The organism is Streptomyces sp. ADI96-02, from assembly GCF_003846185.1.
Taxonomy (GTDB): Bacteria; Actinomycetota; Actinomycetes; order Streptomycetales; family Streptomycetaceae; genus Streptomyces.
This window is the reverse complement of the sequence record NZ_ML123034.1, coordinates 5,842,311-5,867,162: the sequence shown is the minus strand read 5'-3', so window position 1 is coordinate 5,867,162 and position 24,852 is coordinate 5,842,311. Positions and strand designations below refer to the sequence as shown.

Genomic DNA, 24,852 nt, shown 5'->3' with positions numbered 1-24,852 from the left:
TCGCCCTCGCCGGAGGCATCACCGGAGCCGCCGTCGGCGCCAGGAAAGCACCCGAAGCAGCACGGAAGATCGGCGCGAAATACCAGACATGGAAAAATCCGAAGAAAATCGAGAGCGCTACGCCAGCAAACAAAGAGGAAACTGTGATGCCGGATGAGGTCAAAGTCAAAGACGTGCCACAGGAAGAGCTGCAAAAAGCTATCGACAGCGTCGACTACGATCTGCCCCCACTAGAGGCGGATCGGGACCTGAACCTGATGAGCATATTCAAGGTGCCGGTCCAGAAAGGCGATACAGTACATTGGATACCGCGCACTCAAAGGGACCAGATAGCCGTTGGCTCCAGATTGCTGCATAATTTGCCACCGGAGCCGAAAAGCACGAAGGCGATGATGAGGGAACATCAGCGGAACCTGGAACATTTCGATCCAAATCAAACCTTTACCTCTGATCAGCCTTCGTACGGCTATTTTTAAGGCATACGCGCGGGCGGCGAGCAGTTCGGGAAACCTGGCGGACCAGAGGCGGTGCTACGCACCGCGGCCCCGATCGGCAGCGCCGCCGGCCTGCCGGCCGGGACCGCCCTCGGTAAAGCCCCGGCGGCGACCGCCTCCTCCGTCCGGGGCCCGGCAGGCGTCAGCGCGACGGAACTGACCTTCCACGACATCCCAGGCTCCGGCGGGATCATGCTCAAGGGCAACGTGTTCGCTCCGGCCGGCGCGGCGGTCGGAGCGAAGCACCGTCCCATCGTCCTTCGGGCCGGTCGGGGCCTGCTGCGGGTCGAATATCTGGCGCAGGCGCAGAAATTCGCCGACTCCGGTTACATGCCGGTGAGTTACACCTCGCACGGCTTCTGACTGTCCGGCGGCAAGATCGGCACCGGCCCGCCCGCCCAGCTCAAGTCCCGTACGGAAAACGACTTCGAGGGCTATCCGGACGGGAAGTCGGTGGGCGCGGTGAAGAACCGGATCCCGCTCGACGGCACGAAGGCCCTCCGGGCGAACGTGGACTCCGGAGCGAACGGCGGCATCACGCTGCTGTCCAACGCGCCGGACCAGTTCCTGCTGCCGCCCATGGTTCTCGGTCCCGCTGCTGCCGCGCCCCTTCGCGCGTGTGTGGCAGTCGCCGAAGTAGGCGTCCGCGCAGCGCGTTCGGGGCACGACCTCCCCGCGCACCACGGTCACCAGCACGAAGCCGAGCGGCACCCTCGTCGCGTACCTCTACGACGTGGGGCCACTCGGCGTCGGCAAGCTGGTGAGCAACGCACCGTACACGTTCCACGGGCAGACGCCGGGCCGGCCGTTCGCCGTGGACCTGGAGCTGTACTCCACCGCCTACGACGTACCGGCCGGACACCGGCTCGCCCTGGTGATCGACACCGTCGATCCGCTGTGCATCGAGCACAACCCGACCGGCGCGCAGCTGACCTTCTCCTCGCCCGACACGGACCGAGTCATCTCCCGGTCCCGCTGCGCGAGAAGTGATCACCGGCTGCTGCCGGGCGGGCACTGCCCGGCTACTGCCCTCCCGGCAGCAGCGTCCCTGGTTCGGCCGGGGCCACTCCCACGGCCTTGGTCTTCGGGTTGCGCCGCTGCCTCTTCGCCACGTAGGTGGCGAACCACGAGAGCAGCATGCACATCCCGATGTAGATCGGGGAGATCACCATCACCACAGGGATGAAGGGGAGATCGTAGTCGAGATTCGACGCGATCAGCTTCCCGGCGTGGAGGAATTCCTCGTAGGTGATCAGATAGCCGAGCGAGGTGTCCTTCAGCGCGACCACCAACTGGCTGATGATGGTCGGCAGCATCGCGCGGACCGCCTGCGGGGCCAGGACGAAGGTCGTGACCTGTGTCTTGCGCATGCCCAGTGCGTACGCCGCCTCGCGCTGCCCGCGGTCGACGGAGTTGATGCCGGTCCGGAACACCTCCGCGAGGACCGATCCGTTGTAGAGGGTCAGCCCGGCGACGAGTGCGGGCAGCGGCTGCACCTTGAGCGCCACGAAGATGAAGAAGATCATCACCAGTACCGGCATGGCCCGGAAGAACTCCACCAGCATCGTGGAGATCCAGCGGACCGGCCGGTGCTCGGAGAGCCGGCCCACCGCGAGGACGGCGCCGAGCACGAGCGAGAGGACCGCCGCGTACGCGAACGCCTTGAGCGTGTTGCCGAGCCCGCGCAGCAGCAGTTCCTGGATGCCCTTGTACTCGAAGGGCCGCCACTTGTCCGCCGTGAACTGGTCGGTGTCGAAGAGCAGATAGACGATCCAGCCGACGAGCGCGAGGATCAGCGCCGTCGAGACGACGCCGTAGATCCGGTGACGTCTGCGGGCGACCGGCCCCGGGATGTCGTACAGGGCGTTGGCGGAGGGTGCGGAGCGGGTCATCGGGCGACACCCCAGCGCTTCTCCATCAGGTTGAACACCGCGCTGATGCTCAGCGTGATGATCAGGTAGCCGACGGCGATCCAGACGAAGGACCAGATGATGCTGTATCCCAGTTCGTTGAGCGTCTTGTAGGTGCCGAGCAGTTCGGTGACGCTGAACGCCCCGGCGATCGCGGAGTTCTTGGCGAGCGCGATCAGGGTGGAGCCGACCGGCGGGATCACCGAGCGGAACGCCTGCGGCAGGACGACGGTGCTCAAGGTCTGGCCGAAGTTCATCCCGAGGCTGCGGGCGGCCTCACCTTGGCCCCGGGGCACGGTGTTGATGCCGGAACGCAGGACCTCGCAGATGAACGCGGAGGTGTAGCAGCCCAGGGCGAGCACCGCGAACAGCTGGAAGGGCAGGACCAGTCCGAAGCGCGGCAGGCCGAGCAGGACCGCGAAGAACAGCAGTGTCAACGGGGTGTTGCGCAGGACGGTCACCCACACCGTGCCCAGCACCCGGAAGGAGGCGATGGGCGCGACCCGGAAGGACGCCATCAGGAAGCCGAGGGCGAGCGCCAGGGCCGAGGCGTACACGGTGAGTTCGACGGTGCCGAGGAATCCCTTGCCGTAGAGGGAGAAGTTGTCTGTCAGTACGTCCATGGGTGCGGCCGTCCCCTCAGGTCGCCGGGTAGCGGTCGATGGGCGGCGGCTTCGGCGCGGGCACTCCGGACAGGCCCAGCGTCGCTTCGAACGCCTTCTTCCAGTTGCCGTTCTTCTCGTCGGCCTCCAGTGCGTCGTCCAGGGCGAAGCGCAGCGCTTTGTCGGAGCGCGGCACGCCGATGCCGTACGGCTCCTCGGAGAAGGGCTTGCCGACGACCTTCAGCTCGTCCGGCGCTTTCGCGGCGAAGCCGAGCAGGATGGCGTCGTCCGTGGTCACGGCGTCGACCTGGTAGGTGAGGAGGTTGTCGACGCAGACCGAGTAGGTGTCGTACGCGACGAGCACGGCCTTGGGGTAGTCCGCGGCGATGCGCTGGTACGGGGTGGATCCGGCGGCCGAGCAGACCGTCCTGCCGGCCAGGTCCTGCGGGCCGTGGATGTCGTGTTCGTCGGTGCGCACCAGCAGCCCCTGGCCCGCCAGGTAGTAGGGCCCGGCGAATCCGACGAGCTTCTTGCGCATGTCGTTGATGGTGTAGGTGCCGACGTAGTAGTCGATCTGCCCGTTCTGGAGGGCCGTCTCGCGGTTGGCCGAGGCGATGGTGCGGAAGCGGATGGTGTCCGGCTCGAAGCCGAGCGAGGCCGCCATCATCCGGGCGATCTCGATGTCGAAGCCGGAGTAGACGCCGGTGGCCGGGTCCTTCTCGCCGAGGTAGGGCTGGTCCTCCTTCGCGCCGACCACCAGGTAGCCGCGCTTCTTCGCCTTCGTCCAGGTGCTGGAGGCGGGCAGGGAGAAGCCGGTGTCGACCCGGTAGACCGGCAGCGCCTCGGTCCGCGGGCCCTTGACCGGCGGGCTGCCGTCCTTGCCGCAGCCCGCGGCGAACACGGCGAGCAGGAGGCAGGTGAGGAGGGCGGCGCGGCCGGCCGTACGCCGTCCGCCCGGCCGCGCTCCGCCGGGGCGGCGGAAGATGCTGGTTCGCACGTGGAGCCCCCTGTCAATGCTTGAGGATCTTGGACAGGAAGTCCTTGGCGCGGTCGCTGGAGGGCGAGGTGAAGAAGTCCTCCGGGGTGCGGTCCTCGACGATGCGGCCGTCGGCCATGAAGACGACGCGGTTGGCGGCGGAGCGGGCGAAGCCCATCTCATGCGTGACCACCACCATGGTCATGCCGTCCCGGGCTAGTTGCTGCATGACTTCCAGCACCTCGTTGATCATCTCCGGGTCGAGCGCCGAGGTGGGCTCGTCGAAGAGCAGCGCCTTGGGGTCCATGGCCAGGGCCCGGGCGATCGCCACCCGCTGCTGCTGGCCGCCGGAGAGCTGCGCGGGGTACTTGTCGGCGTGGGCGGAGAGGCCGACCCGCTCCAGCAGTTCCCGGGAGCGCCGGTCGGACTCGTCCCTCCTGCGCTTGCGGACCTTGAGCTGGGCCAGGGAGACGTTCTCCAGCACGGTCTTGTGGGCGAAGAGGTTGAACGACTGGAAGACCATGCCGACTTCGGCGCGAAGCTGAGCCAGGCCCTTGCCCTCCTCCGGGAGGGGCCGGCCGTCGATCGTGATGCGGCCGGACTCGATGGTCTCCAACCGGTTGATCGCCCGGCAGAGAGTCGACTTCCCGGAGCCGGAGGGGCCGATGACCACGACCACCTCGCCGCGGCCGACGGTGAGATTGATGTCCTGAAGAACGTGCAACTCTCCGAAATGTTTGTTGACGTCCCTCAGTTCGATCAACGGATCGACGGCCATGCGCTGCCCTACCCACTTGTCGCTGTGTCGAGGTCAGCGCAAACTATCCATCCCGAAAAGGGACTTCGCACTCGACACGCGCAAATGGTACATAAGGCTGTTTATCTCGATCAGGTGACGGCGGTCAGCTCTCGGCGGACTCCGCGTACACCTGGGAGAGCTCGGGACTGCCCGCCACCGCCCAGTCCAGTCCGGCCGCGACGACGTCGATCTCGCGGCCCGAAGCCAGCCGCACCACCGGCCGGCCGCCCGGCCAGACGTCCCACTCGGCGCCCGGCACGGTGCGCACGACCACGGTGCCGAGGTAGAGACCGGCGTCGTTGCCCAGCCACGGCAGTTCCTCGGGATCGTCGCGCCAGCGCGGCGGTAGTTGGTCGAGCGCGGTCAACGAGGCGGGCGTGTCGTCGAGTTCGAGTCCGTGCTGCCCCGCCCGGACACGCAGCAGTTCGCATTCGGCGAGGAGCTCGGCAACACCGTCGGGATCTGCCTCGACGGCGGCTGCGAGCGCGCCTCCCTGCGTACCACCCTGGCGCTTACGCCAGTTGTCCAAGAAAGGGATGTTCATACCACTAGGGTCCCATCCCTGCCAGGTTCCGCACCACAGGGCGCGCGGCCTTTGCCGTTCCGACACTCCTTGCGCGAACGTCATGGAACAGACGCCCGGGGACTGCCGTTGGAGTCCGGACACGCGTGCGCAGAACCACGGGCCGAATCCGGCCTCCCCGTCCGGCCGGGAAGGGCGTCAGGGCTCCTGCCGCCCCTCGGTGGCCTCGGCCACGGCTGTGCCGACGGCCGCCGAGGCGGCGTCCTTGGCGATACCGAGCCCGCTCAGCACGCCGGAGCCGTCCTCGAACTCCAGCAGGGCCAGCAGGACGTGCCCGGTGCCGACGTGGTCGTGTCCGAGCCGCAGCGCCTCACGGAAGGTCAGCTCCAGGACCTTGCGGGAGTCCGCGTCGTACGGGATCAGCTCGGGGACTACGTCGGCGGCCGGAGGCAGTGCGGCGAGCGCCGCGCCCCGGACGGCCTCCGGCGTCACGCCCAGCCCGGCGAGGGCCCGGGCGGCGACGCCGTCGGGCTGGGCGAGGAGGCCGAGCACCAGGTGGGCCGGGAGGAGTTCGGCGTGCCGGGACGCCTGGGCCTCGTTGTGCGCCGCCATCACGACGTTGCGGGCGCGCGGGGTGAACCGCCCGAAGCCCTGGCTCGGGTCCAGGTCGGAGGCGGGGCCGGTGGTCGCGTCCGGCTTCTTCGGGACGAAGCGCTTCTGGGCGGCCTGCCGGGTCACCCCCATACTGCGGCCGATGTCCGTCCAGGACGCGCCGGAGCGGCGCGCCTGGTCCACGAAGTGGCCGATGAGATGGTCGGCGACGTCGCCGAGGTGGTCGGCGGCGACGACCGCGCCGGAGAGCTGCTCCAGGGCGTCGGCGTGGGTGTTCTTGATGGCCGCGATCAGTTCGTCGAGGCGCACGGACGGCGTGGCGGGAAGAGGCTGCGTCATGCGTCAACCGTAGGTTGACACCTCGGCAGTGTCAACCCGTGGTTGTCAGCGAGACCCGGACCCGGTGCGCCTCAGAGATCCAGGTCGACGACCACCGGCGCGTGGTCGGAGGCCCCCTTGCCCTTGCGCTCCTCGCGGTCGACGTAGCTGTCCTTGACGGCGGCGGTGAACGGGGCGTTCCCGTACGTCAGGTCGATGCGCATGCCCTTGTTCTTCGGGAAGCGCAGCTCCCGGTAGTCCCAGAAGGTGTAGGCGCGGTCGTACTTGAGCGGGCGGGGCGGGACCTCGGCCAGGCCCTCCCGCGTGAGCGCGGCCAGCGCCTCCCGCTCGGCCGGCGTGACATGTGTGGCGCCCTCGAACAGGGCCGGGTCCCATACGTCCTCGTCGGTCGGCGCGACGTTGAAGTCGCCGAGCACCGCGAACGGCAGCGGACCGGCGGCGTCGGCGGCCACCGCCGTACGCAGAGCCTCCAGCCAGCGCAGCTTGTAGGCGTAGTGCGGGTGCTCGACCTCCCGGCCGTTGGGCACGTAGACCGACCACAGGCGCACACCGCCGCAGGTCGCGGAGATCGCGCGGGGCTCCTGCGCCCCGTCGTACTCCGGCCCGCCCGGCAGTCCCGGAACGACGTCCGAGAGGCCGACCCGGGAGAGCAGGGCGACCCCGTTCCACCGGCCGTCGGCGTTGACGGCGGACTCGTAGCCCTGCTCGCGCAGTGCCTCGGCGGGGAACTGCTCGGCGGTGCACTTGGTCTCCTGGAGGCACAGCACGTCGGTGCCGCTGCTCTCCAGCCAGGCCAGCAGCCTCGGCAGTCGGGCGGTGATCGAATTGACGTTCCAGGTGGCGATGCGCATGGCAGTAAACCTAGCCGGTGGCACTGACAGCCGTCGGACTCACAGCTCGGTGACGCCTCCCGGGGCCAGCCGGCCGTGGTCCGCGCCGCCGAGCGCGCCGATCTGGTGGTCGTAGAGCGGCCGGGCGAGGTCGGTCAGCAGGGCGTCGTGGACGTCGATGGCCCGCCGTGGCCCGACCTCGCGGACGTAGTCGATCACCTCGGAGATCTTGTTCCACGGGGCCATCACCGGGAGCATCAGCGTGTCCACGGGGCGATCGGGAACGGTGAGCGCGTCGCCCGGGTGGAAGACCGAACCGTCGACCAGGAAGCCGATATTGGTGATCCTCGGAATGTCCGGATGGATCACCGCGTGCAGCTCTCCGTGGACGGTGACGTCGAAACCGGCGACGGAGAACGCGTCCCCGTGGCCCACGGTGTGCACCCGTCCCGGGAAGGCGGCCGACACCTGCTCGGCGACACTGCGCAGGGTCCAGATCCCGGCCGCCGGATTGGCCTCCAGGGCAGCGCGCAGCCGCGCCTCGTTGAAGTGGTCCGGATGCTCGTGGGTCACCAGGACGGCGTCCGCGCCGACGGCCGCGTCGTCCTCGGAGAAGCCGCCGGGATCGATGACGAGGACACGGCCCTCCTTCGCGATCCGGACGCAGGAGTGGGTCTTCTTCGTGAGCGTCAGAGGCGATGCGTTCATGGGACCATCCTGCTACGCGGGCGGCGTGGTTTCCTCCTGGATCACGGTCTGCGCCACGGCGAAGGCCGCACCGGCCGCCGGAATCCCGCAGTAGACGGCTGCCTGGAGCAGGACTTCCCTGATCTCGGCGGGCGTGAGTCCGTTGCGCAGGGCGGCGCGGGTGTGCGCGGCCAGCGAGTCCAGGTGGCCGGAGGCCACGAGCGCGGTGAGCGTGATGCAGCTGCGGGTGCGGCGGTCCAGCCCGTCCCGGCTCCAGACCTCGCCCCAGGCGTACCGGGTGACCAGCTCCTGGAAGTCCTCGGTGAACGCGTCCGCCGAGGCGTTCACCGCGTCGACGTGGGCGTCGCCCAGCACCTCGCGGCGCACCTTCGTCCCTCTCTCGTACCGCTCGTCCGGCGAGGGGTGCTCCGCGCCGGGCACGGCGGCGGCCGGTGCGATCTCGGCGACCGGGGCGTACGGGGCGGGGGGCGCGACGGGCGGGGCGGCGAGGACCGGCGCGGGGATGGCGGCGAGCGTGTCCTGCCAGGCGGTGGAGAAGTGCGTCAGAAGCAGGTCGCTGACGGCCGCGGGCTGCTCGACGGGGGCCAGGTGCGAGGCGCCCGGGACGAGCGCGAGGCGGGCGTCCGGTATCCCGGCGACCAGCGTACGGGCCTCGGCGGGACCGGTGACCTGGTCCTCCGCACCGACCAGGACCAGGGCGGGCACACCGATCCGCCCCAGCTCCCCGCGGATGTCGAAGGCGGCCAGCGCCTCGCAGGCGGCGATGTAGCACCCCGGATCGGTGGTGCGGACCATCTGCACGGCCCACTCGACGATCGCGGGCTGCGCGGCGGCGAAGCCCGCGGTGAACCAGCGCTCCGGGGCGGTGCGCGCCATCGGCTCCAGACCGTTGGTACGGACGATCACACCGCGCTGGCGGAACTCGTCGGCGGTGCCGAACCGCGGCGAGGAGGCGACGAGCGCGAGCGAGGCGACCCGGTGCGGGTGGCGCAGGGCGAGGTCGGTCCCGATCGCGCCGCCGATCGAGCACCCCGCGTAACCGAAGCGCTGGACGCCGAGCCCGTCCAGGGTGGCGAGCAGCCGGTCGGCCAGCTCGGCGACGGAGGTGGCGGGGTGGGCGGGCGCGCCGCCGTGGCCCGGCAGGTCGTAGCGGAAGATCCGCCAGTGCTGGGACAGCTCGGGTATCTGGCGATCCCACATGTGCCATGTGGTACCGAGGGAGGGTCCAAGGACCAACACAGGCGCGTCGTTCGGGCCGTCCACCTGGTACTTCAACGTTTCGTTGCCCATCTGGCTCACAGTCCTACGCTCCCATGTCTCACAGCCGTCCCCCGCACCCCCCTCCTGCGCACGGTGAGGACCGCCCCACGTCGCAGCGGCTCCACGAAGATCCTCTGCGTCCGGCCTCACGTACCAACGCTCGGTGGTCTTGACGCTGGCGTGCCCCGCCCATCGTGCCAGAAGGCGATCCGGCGCCCCGTCGTCGTCCGGGCAGGTTTCCGGGGTCCGCGGCTGTTCCGGGGCCGGCGGGGCGCAGGTGGGCGGTGAGCCGGAATCCGCCGTCGGGCGGCGTGCGGCCATGCTCCGTGCCTCCGTGCGCAGCTGGGGCGCCTGCCGATCCGACGGCCGGGCCGCCTCAGGGCTCGCCCATGGCGAGGTGGGTCGAGCTGCCCGCCGGGTCCGTGAGTGGAGCGCCGTTCGCCGGGCAGGCGTCAGAGCACACCACCCATCACCCACACAAGGAGATTCGATGATCGTCGTTGGAATAGTCGCCGTCTGCGTCGTCCTGGCCGTGCTGGCCTTCCTCGTCCCGAAGCTCTCCCGCCACCCCGAGCGAGGCACGCAGCGCACGCTGGGCCTGGGGTCGCGCGCCGGAGGCAAGGCCCCCGGTCCGCTGGGGCGCATCTTCAGCAAGCCGTTCCGCAGCAGTTCCAAGGCCGTCGGCCGCAGTGGATCCGCCGGCCGCCGCGCCCGCTGGCACATGCCGTTCTGACCCATGTGCGCGCCTGCGTCCCTTCGGCCCGAGGCGGGGGCCTGCATCCTGGTCAGGCTCCCCGCAAGGGGCCTCTACCGCCACCGAGAAGGCTGAGGACTCACGTGGTGGGGCGGGAGTGCACGCTGACGGCGTAGCCGCACCCCTGGTCGTAGGGATCGCCGTTCCAGGTGGCGTAACGCTGCCGCAGGCTCAGTCCGGCCTCGGTGCACCACTGGTCGAACTCCGTGAGAGTGACGGTCGGCTCCGGCAGCGGCAGGTGGGCCGCGTCCAGCCCCATGCCCGTGACCAGCAGCCCGCCGGGCCGCAGTACGGCGGCCAGTTGCCGGACGACGGCCGCTCCGGTGGCGGGCGCCAGGAGGGGGATGACGTTGCCGGCAGCGAGCGCCAGGTCGAAGTCCGTATCCAGGCCGAGGGAGTCCAGCCGGGCCAGATCTCCGAGGAGCCACTCCAGGGTGGGGGCCTCCCGCCGGGCGACGGCGAGCATCGAGGAGTCGACGTCCACACCGGTGCAGTGGTGGCCCAGCTCGGCGAGCCGGATCGCGATCCGCCCGGTACCGCAGCCGGCGTCGAGCACGCGGGCTGCGGGCTTGAGCAAAGCGGTGCAGAAGGCGGCCTCACCGTGGATGTCCTGGCCGGATTCGGCGAGCCGCGTGAAACGCTGGGCGTACGCCTCTCCGGCCTGTCCGCCCGTCAGTTCGGCCCAGCGATCGCGTTGGCCAGTCATGTTCGGCATGCCTTCCGGTCAGCCTCGCCCAGCGGGAGTGGGGGCGGGGGCACCACACTAGTCACATCAACGGGGTGTTGTGGCGGCTGCGCACAGAGGTGCCATGGCGTGAACTGCCGGAACCCGTCGAAGAAGAACAGGTGAAGGCCGATGCCTGGGACGTTTCAACGTGAGCGGCGGCTTCTCGTCGTTGATCGGCCTACGCAAGCCGCTGAAGGGCTGCCTTACAGAACAGCCGATCCACCCCCGCAGCCCGACGGTATGAGAACCGTCGGGCTGCGGGGCGAGCGCGTGGGCGCTGGCGTGGGCTTCTCCTACCAAGATGCTCGCGGGTAGATGTACGCATCCGTGAACAGCACCTCGGGGCCGGTATCTGTGTTGATCATGTAGAGGGTCGGCACGTACGTCTTTTCAGTGTTGTGCGGCATCCTTCCGACTATTGCGGTCGCGTCGCCCTGACGGGTTGCGAGGCGCGCGTTGATGGAAGCCACGGCGTCCAAGCTTTCATCCCCGAGCGTTGCCGCCGCGTCCTGCGCTGCCCCCAGGTAGACAACGTCTTCCACCGTCTTCCTCAGCTGCCGTACATCCGGATCCGCAGGGTCAACAAATATCCGGGCGAAGTTGGTTTGCCCTTCGGCATCTACTTCCAATACATCGGGGGACGCGGCATTCTTCCCCTTGACCGGCCGGGCCTGATCAAACTTCACAGCATTTTCCATTCGGTCAAACCTGTCCTGCGCTATGGCAGGGTTCCTGTTCCCCCAGTAGCTGACGCTTTCATCGGCCTTGATGGGAACGAAGTGACTGGAGCGGCGACTTCCCAAAAGCTCCGCCAGCTCGGCCGGACCGGAAAGGTTCTGGCGGCCTGATATCTTGTACCCGAGGCGGGTCATCTTGATCAGCTTCGGGGTGTGGACGAGGCCGATGCCCGCGTCGGCGATACCACCAACCATGCCGGCGATGTCGAAGGCGGTGCGGGCGTCTTCTGGGAGAAAGGCACCCCATCCCGCGTTGATGGAGATCTGGTCTGCGGCGGACGGGAGTGTGAGTGCACCGGCGATGACCGCGGCGCCGATGGCGATGCCGCTTCCGCCGCTGAGGACGGTGATGGCGACACCGGCGGCTGCGAGGCCGATTTCGAGATAGGGCATGCCTTCCCAGCCCGCGAAATCGTCCGTGAACCAGTCCCAGACGTCTTCGGGGCTCTGGCCGGTGGGGTCGAACTTGTTGATGGGATCACCGGTGGCGTAGGTGTACGGGTTGAGCATGCCGGCAGCGGGGGTGTCAGCTGCGGTCAGCGCGCCCCGCTCGGAGTCGTACCAGCGGGAGCCGAGGGACTGTAGGCCGGTGGGGATGGTGTACTGGCCGGCGTAGCCGTAGGGGTTCTCGGTGATCGCCCCGGTGCGGGCTACGGCGGGCTGGGCGGGGTCGGCGTTCCCGTTTCTCGGGGTGCCGTAGTCGGTGTACTGGGTGCGGCTGGTGATGTCGCCGTTGGTGTCGAGGGTGTGGGTCTTGTCGCCGTGGCGGTTGGTCAGGTAGTAGGCGGTGTTGGTCTGTCCGTCCTTGGTGGTGAGGGTGCGGGACTCGGTGCCGGCTGCGTTGAGGTGGGTTGCGGTGGTGCCGTCCTGGTCGGTCTCGGTGCCGGGGTTGAAGGTCAGAGTGTGGGTGCGGCCGTCCTTGGTGGTGGTCTGGGTGGCGCGTTCGCCGGTGGGCCGGTAGGTGTTCGTGACGCTGGTGCCGTCGGGGGCGACGGTCTCGGTGAGCTGGCCGCTGGTGTTGTAGGTGTTGCGGGTGCCGTCGGATCCCTGGGTGAGGCGTCCGGCGCTGTCGTAGGTCTGGGGCTTCTCCTGCCCGTCGGTGGTGATCTTCGTAGTGCGGGAGGCGGCGTCCTGGGTGTAGTCGGTGGTGGAGGTCTTCTCCGCCCCGTCCCCGCCGCGGGTGGTGGTCTTCTTCTGCGTGAGGTTGGAGGCCAGGTCGTAGGCGTAGTCGCTCTTGCTGATCAGGGTCCCGCTGCGGGGCTGGTCGCCCTCGGTGACGTGGGACTGGGTCAGGCGTGCCTTGTCGTCGTAGGCGTAGGCGGTCGCGGTGCGTTTCCCACCGACGGTGGCGATGTCGGTGGCGAGCTTGGGCTGAGCCTCCCTGGTGTAGGTGTAGGCGTGTTCGGCGATGACCTGGCCACCGGGCCGGGTGTGCTTCTCGCCCGTGGGCATGCCCGCGTCGTTGTGGGTGTAGGTGCTGGTCGCCCCGTTGCCCCGGTCGATCTTCTCCAGGCGGCCTGCGGCGTTGTGGGTGTAGGTGACCTTGGCGAGTTCCTTGCCGTCGCGGACCTGGACGACCTGGGTGGTACGGCCCGTCTTCTGGTCGTAGGTGTACGTCGTGACCGCACCGGTGTGGTCGGTGACCGTGGCGGGCTTGTTCTCGTCGGTGTAGGTGAACGACGTCTTCTTCCCGCCCGGGTCGATCCTCTCCTTCACGTTGCCGTCGGGGAAGCGGGTGTAGGTGATCTTCGAACCCGCCTCGTCGTCCGCGAACCACTGGGCTGCCGTCTTGCCGGTGACCGGGTCGTAGGACGTGCGCACGTGCTCCTTCTTCGTGCCCGGAGCGTCCTTCGGCGAGGTCCACTCCTCCACCGTTCGACCCACGGAGTCACGCCGCTGGTGCTGCACCGATCCGTCTGCCTGAGTCAGGGACTCCACCAGCCCGTTGACCTTGTTGTAGGACGGGCTCATCGTCCCGCCGTTACCGGGCGCCGTCACCTGCGACGTACGCCCCGAAACGTCGAACGACGTCTTCCAGCCCTCGACGGTCCGGCCCTGTGAGGTCAGGTTCTTCTGCGTCTTGTTCCCGAACGAGTCCTGGACGTAATCCGACTTCACATCCGAGCTGGTGCCGTTCTGCTTCGGGGTGAGGGTGTCAGACTCCGGCAGGCCGGCAGCCGTGTAAGCGTGGTTGACCGTGAAGGAACCGTTGTCGCTCTGGGACTGCTGCGGCTTGCCGAAAGCGTCGAAGGACGTCTCCGTGACCGTCCCCGGAGTACCGTCGCCGAACGCCGTCGCGTTCTTCACCGGGTTGCCCTGATCATCCAGCGTCTGAACGCTGCTCGCCATCGGCCGGTCGGCTCCAGCAAGCGTGGTCTGACTGGTTCTGGTACCCGCGACGTCATCGTGCGTGCTCGCCGTGACAGACCCGTCCGGGGCCGTCACCTTCGACGGACGGCCGAACGCGTTGTACTCCGTCCTCGTCTCACGCCCCGCCGAATCAGTGGTCTTCACCTGCTGGCCGAACAGGTTGAACTCCGCGCCCTGGACCTGCCGGAACTGCCCCTGCGGCAGGATCTCGCCCTGCCCGTCACGCCCGGAAGGCTTGTAGTTCGACTCCTTGCGCACCTCTCGGCCCATCTCGTCAGTCACCGTACGCGACGCGAGACCATCGCTCTCCCGGCGCGTCGTCGTCGACGCACCACCGTTCTTCACCTCATAGGCCACCGTGGTCACGGTCCCGTCCGCAGCCGTCGACTTCACCGGACGGTCCCCCATGTCGTACACCGTGCTCGTTTCGCCCAGGTCAGCGGTCCTCTCCGACAGTGTCGACCCGCTGGCCAGGTCCGACACCGTCGTCGTCTCCACCCCGTCGTCGCCCGTGACCGTGTTCGTCCGACGTCCCACACCCTCGGCGTCCCGCTCGACGCTCGACTCCGTCTTCGTGACAGCCACCCCGACATCGCCGCCCTTCGCGCCGGCGTCACCCGTCGTCCTGGTCGCCTTCACCTCACCGGCCAGCTCACCACCGTGATACTCGAACTCCGCGGTGGACACCGTCTTCAGCTCACCACCGCCCGGACCCGCGGCCTTCGTGACCGACTTCGCGACCGCCTTCCCGTCAGCCGTCAGTGTGCTCTCGGTCACCTGACGCGCCCCCGTCGCGGTGTCCTTCTTCTCCGTCCGCACCGGAAGCGAGTTCGTCCCATACTCCTCGGACGTCTCCACCCCGCCCTGCTTCTGCCACACCATTCGACCCATGCCATCGACGCGCGCCGACACCCGCGCCTCCTTGCGCCGCGAGGAGTCCGCCGGATCGATCGTCGTCACCTTCACCTCGGACGGCATCTGATAATCCCTCGGCGCGTCCTTCACCTTCGGCGGAGCACCATCGGCCTTCTCGCCCGGATAGGTGTACTCCGTGCGGGAGATGTCCTTCGACTGCGAGCCCTGCCTGACCCGTACGACCTCGTCCGTCTGCAGGTGCAGCGCGTTGTAGGTGCGTTCGACTTCCTGCCCATCCTTCTGCGACAACTTCACCCGGTAGGAGAACGACCCGTCGCCCGAGTTCGCCAGCCGGTCCGTCCCATCCCCGCAGTACTGCGGGCAACCCGTCCAGTTCCGGCCGCCGTTCGCCCCGTCAGGGTCCAGACTCAGCGTCACCGGCTCCAGCAGGACCTTTTCCTTCCCGTCCTCGCCGACAGCCTTCACCCCCATCTCCGAGACCGCGACCACACCACCCGAACGCGCCTCGTACTGCTTGTAAGTGAACTCCGAACGCGCACCCGTCGGCGAGACCACAGCCGACGGAAGCGTCAGCCCGGACGTGCCCACCGGGTTGGGGGTGTACTCCACCCGCGTCGTCTGATTCGCCTGGTCCTTGACCGACTCGACCCGGTTCTGCGACAGCTTCAACTCGGATTTCGGCGCCTCGGTCTGCCCCCACCGCTTCGGCGATGTGAACGTGACCGTCGACCCCACATACTTCACTGTCAGCTTTGAACCCCACGGCCCCGTCACTGAAGCCAGACGGTGCTTCCCGTTCACCACGTTCCACGACAGCTTCGTCAGATGGCCCAAGGAACTCTGAACTCCGACAAGGTTCCCCTGCGTATCGAGGAACTGCTTCGAACCGTCTTTCCGCGACTCCAGCGCATACGCATGCTGCACCGGAGCGGAACCAACGGTCCTGGAGACCTTCAGGTCGTCCAGCTTGTAGTTCTTCATCCCCGAAGGATCCGAGTCGTCGAGCACATGCTCACCTGACGGAAGAACCAGAACTCCGCGCTCCACATCCACGAACGGCAACCCCAACGTCCACCCAGCTCCCAGACCGAAACGGTCCACACCCTCCGAAGCCAACTGCTGCGAGAACTGCGCATTCACCTCAAGCCCAGAATCCGCAGGCCCCGGCACACCTCCCATCTTCACCCCGAACCTCACCTGCCCCTTCTGCTCGTCCACCGTCCCGCCCAACGACGACAACGCAGAAGCCAACGACCCCGAGCCCGGACCCGAACCAGAGGCAGCGAAAGCAGTGCTCATTCCAGCAATCCACGGCAGGGAAGCCCCCAGCGCCACAGCAACACACGACGAGACAACGCGGCGGCCGGGGAAGGAATGCGAGACAGGCATGCGAGGCTCCAGAGTTGGATGTCGACTACACCTCCGATGACACACCCAGGCCGCTCGCCAGACCTACGGGATAAACCCTAGTTTTATAAGTCGGTCACCCAATGAATCCGTCCGAACACATGGAGCCCACATCTCGCGCGGGAAGGCGCCCCTCGGAGGGCGTCCCTCGGCAATGCGGATTCGACGACGGAATCCGCCGCGGGAAATGCCGTGGTCACGCAATGAGTCGGTCCGAGCACGGTGGGCTTGTCCGCTCCGGCGATGCGAGACGGCCGGAGCCCGGGCCGCCCGTCCCGGGCAGCTGTCCCCGCCCCAAGGCCCCGTCCCCGTCGGCGCTGGTCTCTTCCGCCCCCGCAGAGGCAGGCTTCTCCCAGGTCAGGCGGTCGCTTTCCCCAGGTCAGGGAGTTGCGGCCGAGACCACGTAGACGACCGGGCTGGCCGGGTCGGTCATGTTGACCGTGATGTTCTGGGTCGGGCGCGGCTTCTTGTTGGTGTGCGTGGTGCTCGCCCAGTAGTCGTTCGCGCCGAAGTACCAGCCGGTGATCTTGATGTCCCGGTCGCTGATGTCGATCGCTCCCGGTTCCAGGGCCGCGCGGCCGGTGCCGAGGCCGGTGAGGAAGCGGTCGAGGCCGGCGGAGGTCGTGCGGAACTTCGCGTACATCCGGCTGGCTTTCCAGTTGTTCGTCTCGTAGTACTGGACGCCGATCGCGTTGCCCGGGATCGGGATCTCGAAGATCCGGCGCTGCATCCGCGAGGGCCAGTCCTCGCGGAGTCCCTGGGCCGCGGCCTCGGCCTCCTTGTCCTTGCCGGAGCGGCGGCTCTGGCTTGCCGAGATCAGCAGGTAGCCGGCCGGGATGCCGATCAGCAGCACGATGATCGTGGCCGTGACGAAGCGCCGCTTGAACACCTGACGGCGGTCCTCGGGCGGCTTGCCCCCGCCGTCGTCCGGCGGATCGGACTGGTGCGGCACGACGGGGTGCTCGGCTGCGATCATGATCAGGTGGTCCCTCGGGTGCTGCGGAGACGGCGTACTGAGGAATGGACGCCGGGCGGGCGGCTGCGGTTCAGTCGACGGTCCGGGTGGACCGCGTGTTGCGGATGGTGCTCGCCGCCTGGTCGTAGATCTGGGCGTACCGCTCGTACCTCTCGACACGGCGCCGGTTGGCCCGGCGGAAGCGGCGGGCGACGAGTCTGGCCAGGTCCGCGGCGCCGACCATACCCGCCTCCGGGCCGAGCTGCGCTTTCGCGATCCGGGCCTCGGGGCGGTAGCCGCGGCCGGTGAGGTGGCGCTTGAAGGCGTCCCGGGCGGGGCCGATGAGGAGGTCGTCGGCGGCGCTGACGCCTCCCCCGATGACGAAGCACGAAGGGTCGAGCGCGGCGGCCAGGTTGGCGATGCCGACGCCGAGCCACTGGCCGATGTCCTGGAGGAGTTCGACGCACATCGCGTCGCCCTCGCGGGCCAGTTCGGTGATGAGCGGGCCGGTGATGTCGGGGATGCTGCCCTTGACCCGGTCGAGCAGGTAGTGGGCGACCGGCGAGTCGGCGGCGGCCAGCTCCCGGGCCTCGCGGACGAGGGCGTTGCCGGAGCTGTACTGCTCCCAGCAGCCTCGGTTGCCGCAGGGGCAGCGGTGGCCCGAGGGCACGACCTGCATGTGGCCGAACTCACCGGCGACCCCGTACTTGCCGCGCTTGACCTGGCCGTCCTCCAGGATGGCCCCGCCGATGCCGGTGCCGAGGGTGATCATGACGAGATGGTCCTCGCCGCGGCCGGCGCCGAAGCGCCATTCCGCCCAGGCGGCCGTGTTGGCGTCGTTGTCGACCATGACCGGGACGACCAGCCGGGAGGCGATGGCGTCGCGCAGGGGCTCGTCGCGCCAGGCGAGGTGCGGGGCGAACAGGACCTTGGAGCGGTCGGCGTCCACCCAGCCCGCCGCGCCGATGCCGACGGCGTGCACGTCGTGCCGGTCGGAGAGGTCCAGGACCAGCTCGACGATGGTGTCCTCGACGACCTTGGGGCTCTTGGACTTGTCGGGCGTCTCGGTCCGCAGCTGCTCCAGGATGTTGCCGTCGGCGTCGACGACGCCCGCCATCACCTTGGTGCCGCCGATGTCGATCCCGACGGTGGGGACACGGGGCGCGGTGAGGTGCGAGCGGCGTTCCCGGGTGCCGACGGTCTTGAGGACGGTGGCGCGGGCGGAGCCGCGGTGGGAGAAGTCGCGGTACGTGCTCATCGTCCCTGCGGGGTCAAGAGGGCCGGTCGGCTGTCGCCTCCGGCGGCGGACGGCGCCCGCCGCGCTCGATTCTGCCACTGCCGGACTCCGGGGACCGGTGGGCGGGGTGGGCGGCGCGGGGCGGGTCGCCGTTCGGAACGGGTCAGCGCGGGTCGCCGTCCACCGGGTGGCCGCCCAGGCGGGTGGGGGCCTGGGCGCGTGCCAGCTCGTGGCTCAGCTCCTCCAGCTCGCTGCCGCCGGCCATCTGCCGGGTCAGTTCGTCCAGCGTGACGTCGTCCTTGGTGTGGCTGCCGGACATCGTTCCGCGCTTGAGGAGGACGAACCGGTCGCCGACGAGGTGGGCGTGGTGGGGGTTGTGCGTGATCAGGACCACGCCGAGTCCGGCGTCGCGGGCGGCGGCGACGTACTTGAGGACCACGCCGGACTGCTTCACGCCCAGAGCCGCGGTCGGCTCGTCGAGGACGAGGACCTTCGCGCCGAAGTGGACGGCGCGGGCGATCGCGACGCACTGGCGCTCGCCGCCGGACAGGGTGCCGATGGGCTGGTCCAGGTCGCGCAGGTCGATGCCCATGCGCAGCAGCTCCGCCCGGGTGGTCTCGCGCATCTTCCGGACGTCGAGGCGCTTGAAGGGCCCGAAGCCGGTGGTGGGCTCGGAGCCGAGGAAGAAGTTCCGCCAGACCGGCATGAGGGGGACGACGGCGAGGTCCTGGTAGACGGTGGCGATGCCGCGGTCCAGGGCGTCGCGCGGGTTGGCGAGCCGGGCCTCCTCCCCCTCGATGAGGAAGCGCCCGGAGTCGGGCCGGTGGAGCCCCGCGATGATCTTGATGAGGGTGGACTTGCCGGCGCCGTTGTCGCCGAGGACGCAGGTGATCTCGCCCGCGTGCACCTCCAGCGAGACGTGTTCCAGGGCCTTGACGTTGCCGTAGAACTTGCTCACGTCGGCCAGCTCGACCAGGGGTTCGTTCGCGGCGGACGGTTCGGTGGCCGCGGGCGGCTCGTTCGCGGCGGGCGGAACGTTGCCGTTGGGCGGCTCGTTGCCCGAGGGCGGCTCGTCGGCCGCCGGGGGCCGGGGGGTGGCCGTCATGCCGTCGCCTCCGCACGCTTGCGCACCCACGCGTTGAGCAGGGTGGCCAGGAGCAGCATCGCTCCCAGGAAGAATTTGAACCAGTCCGGGTTCCACTCGGCGTACACGATGCCCTTGCTGGTCATGCCGAAGATGAACGCGCCGACCGCCGAGCCGATCGCGGAGCCGTAGCCGCCGGTGATCAGGCAGCCGCCGATGACGGCGGCGATGATGTACGTCAGCTCGTTGCCGACGCCCTCGCCGGACTGGACGACGTCGTAGCTGAAGAGCAGGTGCTGTCCGGAGATCCAGGCGGCGAAGGCGACGCCCAGGTAGAGGCCGATCTTGGTCCGGACGACGGGCACGCCGACCGCGCGGGCGGCGTCGGCCTCGCCGCCGACCGCGAAGATCCAGTTGCCGAAGCGGGTGCGGAGCAGGATCCAGGTGGCGATCGCGACGAGCGCGGCCCACCACAGGATGGTGACCTTGAACTCGACGCCGCCGAGGGTGAGCGTGGAGGCGAACAGCGCGCGGGCGGAGTCGAAGCCCTCCATGTCGGCGATGGACTTGGTGGAGACGGTGCCGCTGATGAGCTTGGTGAACCCGAGGTTCAGGCCGGTCAGCATCAGGAACGTGCCGAGCGTGATGATGAAGCTCGGCAGCTTGGTGCGGGTCAGCATGAACCCGTTGAACGCTCCGATGGCGAGCGTGACCAGCAGCGACACCAGGACGCCGACCCAGACGTTGGCGGTCATCTGGTAGCTGAACATCGAGGAGATCAGCGCGGAGCTGGTCACCATCACGCCGGCGGAGAGGTCGAACTCGCCGCCGATCATCAGCAGCGCGACCGGCGCGGCCATGATGCCGAGGGTGGAGGCCGCGTACAGGACGGTGCCGAAGCTGGACGCCTGGAGGAAGCTGTCGGCGACGATCGCGAAGAACAGGAAGACGGCCGCCGCGCCGACGACCGAGCCGAGCTCCGGCCGGCCGAGCAGCTTGCGCAGCGGCGAGGTGCGCACCAGCCGTTCGTCGACGCGCTCCGGGGCGGCGGTGCCGCTCATCGGGTGCCCCGCTCGGTGTATTCGGCCAGCTCGTCGGCGTCGTCGGCGGTGATGATCTGCGGGCCGGTCAGGACGGGACGGCCGCCGCCGAGGACGTTGCGGTTGTAGCGGTAGAGCCACAGCAGGTCGACGGCCTCGTAGCCCTGGAGGTAGGGCTGCTGGTCGACGGCGAAGCCGAGCTTGCCCTCCTGGAGGCCGCCGGCGACCTTGGCGTTCAGGTCGAAGGTGTCGATCTCCGCCTTGCTGCCCGCGGTCTGCTTGGCCTGGACGGCGGCGTCGGCGAACGGCGCGCCGAGCGTGACGACGGCGTCGATGCTCTTGTCCGACTGGAGCTTGGCCTCGATGGACGCCTGGACGTCGGGCATGTTGGTGCCGTCGACGTACAGGTTCGTCAGCGTGCCGTCGAAGGTCTTCTCCGCTCCGGCGCAGCGCTGCTCGTGGCCCACGTTGCCCTGCTCGTGCAGGACGCACAGGGCCTTCTTGCGGCCCCGGCTGTTCAGCTCGTCGCCGACGGCCTCGCCCGCGATGGATTCGTCCTGGCCGATGTGGGTGAGGGCGCCGAACTCCTTGGACTCCGCGGAGCCGGAGTTCACCGTGATGACGGGGATGCCGGCCTTGACCGCCTTGGCGACCACGGCCTTCATGGCGTCCGGCTTGGCGAGCGAGACGATCAGCCCGTCGACCTTCTTGTCGATCGCCGTCTGGACGAGCTGGGCCTGCTGCTGGGCCTCGTCGTTGTGCGAGTAGAGGAAGTTGATGTTGTCCTTGACGGCGGCCTGCTCGGCGCCCTTCTGGACGATGTCCCAGAAGGTGTCGCCGTCGCCCGAGTGGGTGACCATGGCGAAGGTCCAGCGGGGCGTGGTCACCGCGGACCGCCCCTCGGCGGCCTCGGCCGCGCGCTCTTCCGCCCGCTTGCCGCCGGTGCTGCTGCATCCCACGAGGGAGACCCCGAGCACCGCTGCCAGCACGGCGCCCATCGCGCGTACCCCTGTCCGAACCCTTGCCACGACGCCGTGCCCTTCTACTGCTGCTCGCTGTGCTGCTTGACGGGGCCGGGGAGTGTACGGTCCCGGCCCGGCTGCCCAAGTATCCCCGAGCCCCGCCCGCTCCCTCCCGGCAGGTCCGGATGGGTTCGCGTCCTTCGGATGGGGGAGTTCTAGTCCTGCCGCCTGCCCGCGTCAATACTTTGTCCGAACATTCGTACGCGGCGGAGGGGGCGTACGGCGAGCGGAGGCGGGCGCTCCGGGGTGCGGGGAGCGGGTTCAGGGCGGACTCGGCGCGGGCTCCGGGCCGACTCAGGGGCGTACGAGCAGCTGGAATTCGAACGCGTAGCGCGAGGCCCGGTAGACGTGGGCCCCGTACTCCACCGAGCGGCCGGTGTCGTCGTACGCGGTGCGCTCCATGGTGAGCAGCGGCGCGCCCGCCGTCTCGTCGAGCGCGCCCGCCTCCTCGGCGGTGGCGGCGCGGGCTCCGACGGACTGGCGGGCGCTGTGCAGCGTGATGCCCGAGGCGCGCATCATCGCGTACAGCCCGCCGGCCTCCAGATCGTCCGTGGCGAGGTCGAGGAGGCCCGGCGGGAGGTGGTTGCGCAGGAGGGCCATCGGCTCGCCGTGGGCGTAGCGCAGCCGCTCGACGACGTGCACCTCGCTCCCCTCGGGCACCGCGAGCGCGGCGGCTACGGGGGCGGTGGCCGGTTCCACCGCGTTGCGCAGGACCCGGGTGGCGGGGCGCTGGCCGGCCGCCTCCAGGTCGTCGTGGAGGGAGCTGAGCTCCAGCGGGCGGCGGACCTGGCTGTGGACGACCTGGGTGCCCACGCCGCGGCGGCGCACCATCAGCCCCTTGTCGACGAGCGACTGGATGGCCTGGCGGACGGTGGGCCGGGACAGGCCGAGGCGGGCGGCCAGCTCGATCTCGTTGCCGAGCAGCGTGCCGGGAGGCAGCCGCCCCTGTTCGACGGCCGCCTCCAGCTGCTGCGCCAGCTGGAAGTAGAGCGGCACCGGGCTGGTGCGGTCCACGCTCAGCGGCAGCGGCCGGTCGGTTCCTCGTGCGGTCACGGAGCGAGCGTAGTTCGATTGTCCGGACAAAGCCATGGCGGAGCCGAAGCGGACCGCGCTCCCCGCCTGCGCCGTTCGCACTCCCCCGCGTCCTCCATTTGTCAGGACAAACGCTTGACATGATGACCGGGCGAACGCCACCTTGGGGCCATGCGCATCGGACTGATCGGAACGGGACGGATCGGCGCCTTCCATGCGGAGGTGCTGAGCCGTCACCCCGCCGTGGACGGCCTGCTGGTGGCGGACGCCGACCCGGAACGGGCTGCCGCGACCGCCGCCCGGACGGGAGCCGCGGCCGTCACGGTGGGCGGGATGTTCACCGGGGCCGACGCGGGCGTCCCCGACGCCGTGGTGATCTGTTCGGCGACCGCCTCTCACGCCGGTCTGATCGCCCGCGCCGCCCGCGCCGGGCTCCCGGCGTTCTGCGAGAAGCCGATCGCCCTGGACCTGCCCGGCACCCTGGGCGCCCTGGCGGAGGTCGAGGCGGCGGGCAGCGTCCTCCAGCTCGGATTCATGCGGCGCTTCGACGCCGGGTACGCCGCCGCCAGGGCCGCGGTGCGCGAGGGCCGCCTCGGCCGGCTGCACACCGTGCGGGCCGTCACCTCGGACCCGGCGCCGCCGCCGGCCGCGTATCTGCCGCTGTCCGGCGGGCTGTACCGCGACTGCCTGGTCCACGACTTCGACATCCTGCGCTGGGTGACCGGTCGCGAGGTGCGCGAGGTGTACGCCACCGGCTCGGACGCGGGGCCGGGGATGTTCCGGGCGGCGGGCGACGTGGACACGGCGGCGGCGCTGCTCACCCTGGACGACGGGACGCTCGCCACCGCCACCGCGACCCGGTGCAACGGCGCCGGTTACGACGTGCGGATGGAGCTGGCCGGCGAACTGGACCAGATCGCCGTGGGGCTCGACGACCGTACGCCGGTGACGTCGGCCGAGCCGCTGGGGCCCGGCGCTCCGGTGAAGCCGTGGCCGGGCTTCCTGGAGCGGTTCGCCCCGGCGTACGAGGCGGAGCTGGACGCGTATCTCCGCGTGGTCCGGGGCGAGCTGGCCAATCCGTGCGACGGGCGGGAGGCCCTGAGCGCGCTGAGGATCGCCGAGGCGTGCGAGGTCTCCCGACGCGAACGCCGGCCGGTGGCGATGGCGGAGATCCCCGGCGGCTGAGCCGGGCCCCGCCCGCCCCTCAGGCCGCCCCGGCCCCTCCTGCCGCCCCGGCCCCTCCTGCCCTTCCGGCCGCCCTCGCCTGGCGCCCCGGCGACCCCACCCCTGACCTCGCCTACCAGGCCACCGGCAGGCTCAGCGGCCCCCGCATCAGCATCCCGGTCCGCCATCGCAGTGTGGCCGGGTCCGCGGTGAGCCGCAGGTCCGGGCAGCGTTCCAGCAGGGCGCGGAGCGCGGTCGCCGCCTCGATCCGGGCCAGCGGCGCGCCCAGGCAGTAGTGGATGCCGTGCCCGAAGGCGATGTGCCCCCGGGCGTCGCGGGTGATGTCGAAGCGGTCGCCGTCCGGGTAGCGGGCGGGATCGCGGTTGGCGTCCGACATCGCGACCAGCACCAGCTCTCCCCCGCCGGGGATCACCGTGCCGCCGACCTCGATCGGTTCGGTGGTGAAGCGGTACGTGGGCGTCTCGACCGGCCCCTCGAAGCGCAGGATCTCCTCCACCGCGTTGTGGATCAGACCGAAGTCCGCTCGTAACAGGGCCAGTTGATCCGGATGCGCCAGGAGGTTGTGCACGCCGTTGGTGATGAGGTTGACGGTCGTCTCGTGACCGGCGACCAGCAGCAGCCAGGCCATGCCGATCAGTTCGTCCTCGGACAGCCGGTCGCCGTCCTCGTCGGCGGTGTGGATCAGCGCGCTCAACAGGTCCTCGCCCGGGGCTTTTCGTTTGTCGGCGAGCAGCCCGGCCACGTACGCGGTCATCGCCCGCGCCGAGGAGGCCCGTACGGACGGGTCGACGGAGGAGACGGCCTGGCCGGACCAGGTGCGGAAGTCCTGCCGGTCCAGGAAGGGCACGCCGAGCAGTTCGCAGATGACGGCCATGGGCAGCGGGAAGGACAGCGCCTCCACCAGGTCGGCCTCGCGGCCGGGGGCCGTGAGCATGGCGTCCAGCAGTCCGTCGGTCATCTCCCGCACCCTCGGGGCCAGAAGCTCCATGCGCCGCGGGGTGAACTCCCTGGCGACGAGTCTGCGCAGCCGGGTGTGGTCGGGGGCGTCGCGGCTGAGCATCGAGGTGCCCGCGGAGACCTTGCTGACGCCGAGGGACGGCGACGCCCGGTCCCAGTCCTTGGCGAGCCGCTGGTCGGCGAGGAGGGCGCGGCCGGCGTCGTATCCGACGACGAGCCAGGCGTGGGCGCCCTCGGGGATGCGGACCCGGTGGACCGGGCCCTTCGCCCGCAGGGCGGCGTAGACGGGATAGGGGTCACGGGTGAACTCGTCGCCGAGCGCGGCGAGGTCGACCGGGGCTGGAGCTGGAGCTGGAGCGGTCAACGCGGTGTCCTTCCGTCGGAGGATCGGAGGATCGGAGGATCGGAGGATCGGG

Annotated in this window: 21 protein-coding genes and 1 pseudogene; 4 read left to right on the top strand and 18 right to left on the bottom strand. The window is 69.6% G+C overall.

The genetic code is table 11. The features are described from left to right. Window positions 1–476: hypothetical protein (locus EES43_RS25790; RefSeq protein WP_164493270.1), on the top strand; the 476-nt coding region annotated here is incomplete at its 5' end. 51 nt (window positions 477–527) lie between these two features. Continuing rightward, window positions 528–1,484: pseudogene (locus EES43_RS25785) on the top strand (CocE/NonD family hydrolase C-terminal non-catalytic domain-containing protein). A 32-nt stretch (window positions 1,485–1,516) separates the two neighbouring features. Here the strand turns inward: EES43_RS25785 and EES43_RS25780 are convergent. The 9 genes from EES43_RS25780 to EES43_RS25740 form a co-directional block, all read right to left on the bottom strand. Next, the gene (locus EES43_RS25780; RefSeq protein WP_124270956.1) at window positions 1,517–2,386 is read right to left on the bottom strand and encodes an amino acid ABC transporter permease; all 870 of its coding nucleotides are present in this window, start codon (window positions 2,384–2,386) and stop codon (window positions 1,517–1,519) included. Further along, window positions 2,383–3,027 carry an amino acid ABC transporter permease gene (locus tag EES43_RS25775; protein WP_124270955.1) on the bottom strand — a complete coding sequence of 215 codons (645 nt, stop codon included), beginning with the start codon at window positions 3,025–3,027 and terminating at the stop codon, window positions 2,383–2,385. The genes EES43_RS25780 and EES43_RS25775 overlap by 4 nt, the downstream gene beginning before the upstream one ends. 16 nt (window positions 3,028–3,043) lie before the next feature. Then, window positions 3,044–4,003, bottom strand: a complete 960-nt coding sequence (locus EES43_RS25770) for a glutamate ABC transporter substrate-binding protein (protein ID WP_241192536.1) — start codon at window positions 4,001–4,003, stop codon at window positions 3,044–3,046. A 13-nt stretch (window positions 4,004–4,016) separates the two neighbouring features. Further along, complete coding sequence (locus tag EES43_RS25765) at window positions 4,017–4,760, bottom strand: amino acid ABC transporter ATP-binding protein (protein WP_124270954.1); 744 nt, start codon at window positions 4,758–4,760, stop codon at window positions 4,017–4,019. 124 nt (window positions 4,761–4,884) lie between these two features. Further along, a complete protein-coding gene (locus EES43_RS25760) occupies window positions 4,885–5,325 on the bottom strand; it encodes a DUF6278 family protein (RefSeq protein WP_124270953.1) in 441 nt (146 codons plus the stop codon). Window positions 5,326–5,502: 177 nt separating this feature from the next. Continuing rightward, window positions 5,503–6,255: a Clp protease N-terminal domain-containing protein gene (locus tag EES43_RS25755; protein ID WP_124270952.1), complete on the bottom strand. Its 753-nt coding sequence runs from the start codon at window positions 6,253–6,255 to the stop codon at window positions 5,503–5,505. A gap of 71 nt (window positions 6,256–6,326) precedes the next feature. Next, window positions 6,327–7,106: an exodeoxyribonuclease III gene (locus EES43_RS25750; RefSeq protein ID WP_124270951.1), complete on the bottom strand. Its 780-nt coding sequence runs from the start codon at window positions 7,104–7,106 to the stop codon at window positions 6,327–6,329. 39 nt (window positions 7,107–7,145) lie between these two features. Further along, on the bottom strand, window positions 7,146–7,793 hold the full coding sequence (locus EES43_RS25745; RefSeq protein WP_124270950.1) for an MBL fold metallo-hydrolase: 648 nt from the start codon (window positions 7,791–7,793) through the stop codon (window positions 7,146–7,148). A 12-nt stretch (window positions 7,794–7,805) separates the two neighbouring features. Further along, window positions 7,806–9,083, bottom strand: a complete 1,278-nt coding sequence (locus EES43_RS25740; RefSeq protein WP_124270949.1) for a bifunctional 3-oxoadipate enol-lactonase/4-carboxymuconolactone decarboxylase PcaDC — start codon at window positions 9,081–9,083, stop codon at window positions 7,806–7,808. Between the two features lie 460 nt (window positions 9,084–9,543). Here EES43_RS25740 and EES43_RS25735 point away from each other — a divergent pair, with 460 nt between their 5' ends. Continuing rightward, complete coding sequence (locus tag EES43_RS25735; protein ID WP_124270948.1) at window positions 9,544–9,786, top strand: DUF6411 family protein; 243 nt, start codon at window positions 9,544–9,546, stop codon at window positions 9,784–9,786. A gap of 100 nt (window positions 9,787–9,886) precedes the next feature. Here the strand turns inward: EES43_RS25735 and EES43_RS25730 are convergent, their stop codons facing one another. The 8 genes from EES43_RS25730 to EES43_RS25690 all read right to left on the bottom strand — a co-directional run bounded on the left by EES43_RS25730 (window position 9,887) and on the right by EES43_RS25690 (window position 22,315). Further along, window positions 9,887–10,513: a class I SAM-dependent methyltransferase gene (locus tag EES43_RS25730; protein ID WP_124270947.1), complete on the bottom strand. Its 627-nt coding sequence runs from the start codon at window positions 10,511–10,513 to the stop codon at window positions 9,887–9,889. Window positions 10,514–10,827: 314 nt separating this feature from the next. After that, entirely contained in the window at window positions 10,828–15,735 is a 4,908-nt protein-coding gene (locus tag EES43_RS31780; protein ID WP_164493267.1) for an RHS repeat domain-containing protein, read from the bottom strand. Between the two features lie 568 nt (window positions 15,736–16,303). Further along, window positions 16,304–16,900 (bottom strand): hypothetical protein, encoded by a 597-nt coding sequence (locus tag EES43_RS25715; RefSeq protein WP_124270945.1) that lies wholly within the window; start codon window positions 16,898–16,900, stop codon window positions 16,304–16,306. Window positions 16,901–16,970: 70 nt separating this feature from the next. Next, the gene (locus EES43_RS25710) at window positions 16,971–18,137 is read right to left on the bottom strand and encodes an ROK family glucokinase (RefSeq protein ID WP_124270944.1); all 1,167 of its coding nucleotides are present in this window, start codon (window positions 18,135–18,137) and stop codon (window positions 16,971–16,973) included. A gap of 142 nt (window positions 18,138–18,279) precedes the next feature. After that, entirely contained in the window at window positions 18,280–19,221 is a 942-nt protein-coding gene (locus EES43_RS25705) for an ATP-binding cassette domain-containing protein (protein ID WP_241192535.1), read from the bottom strand. After that, window positions 19,218–20,261, bottom strand: coding sequence for an ABC transporter permease (locus EES43_RS25700; RefSeq protein ID WP_124270943.1), 1,044 nt, complete (start codon window positions 20,259–20,261; stop codon window positions 19,218–19,220). Before EES43_RS25700 ends, EES43_RS25705 begins: the two co-directional genes overlap by 4 nt. Then, on the bottom strand, window positions 20,258–21,238 hold the full coding sequence (locus EES43_RS25695; RefSeq protein ID WP_124270942.1) for a sugar ABC transporter substrate-binding protein: 981 nt from the start codon (window positions 21,236–21,238) through the stop codon (window positions 20,258–20,260). The genes EES43_RS25700 and EES43_RS25695 overlap by 4 nt, the downstream gene beginning before the upstream one ends. 318 nt (window positions 21,239–21,556) lie before the next feature. Then, window positions 21,557–22,315, bottom strand: coding sequence for a GntR family transcriptional regulator (locus EES43_RS25690; RefSeq protein ID WP_124270941.1), 759 nt, complete (start codon window positions 22,313–22,315; stop codon window positions 21,557–21,559). Window positions 22,316–22,465: 150 nt separating this feature from the next. On the opposite strand from EES43_RS25690, the gene EES43_RS25685 reads away from it, so the two are divergent. Next, on the top strand, window positions 22,466–23,479 hold the full coding sequence (locus EES43_RS25685) for a Gfo/Idh/MocA family protein (RefSeq protein ID WP_124270940.1): 1,014 nt from the start codon (window positions 22,466–22,468) through the stop codon (window positions 23,477–23,479). A 112-nt stretch (window positions 23,480–23,591) separates the two neighbouring features. Here EES43_RS25685 and EES43_RS25680 read toward each other — a convergent pair whose 3' ends face one another. Continuing rightward, window positions 23,592–24,800 (bottom strand): cytochrome P450 family protein, encoded by a 1,209-nt coding sequence (locus EES43_RS25680; RefSeq protein ID WP_124270939.1) that lies wholly within the window; start codon window positions 24,798–24,800, stop codon window positions 23,592–23,594. Between the last annotated feature and the right edge of the window lie 52 nt (window positions 24,801–24,852).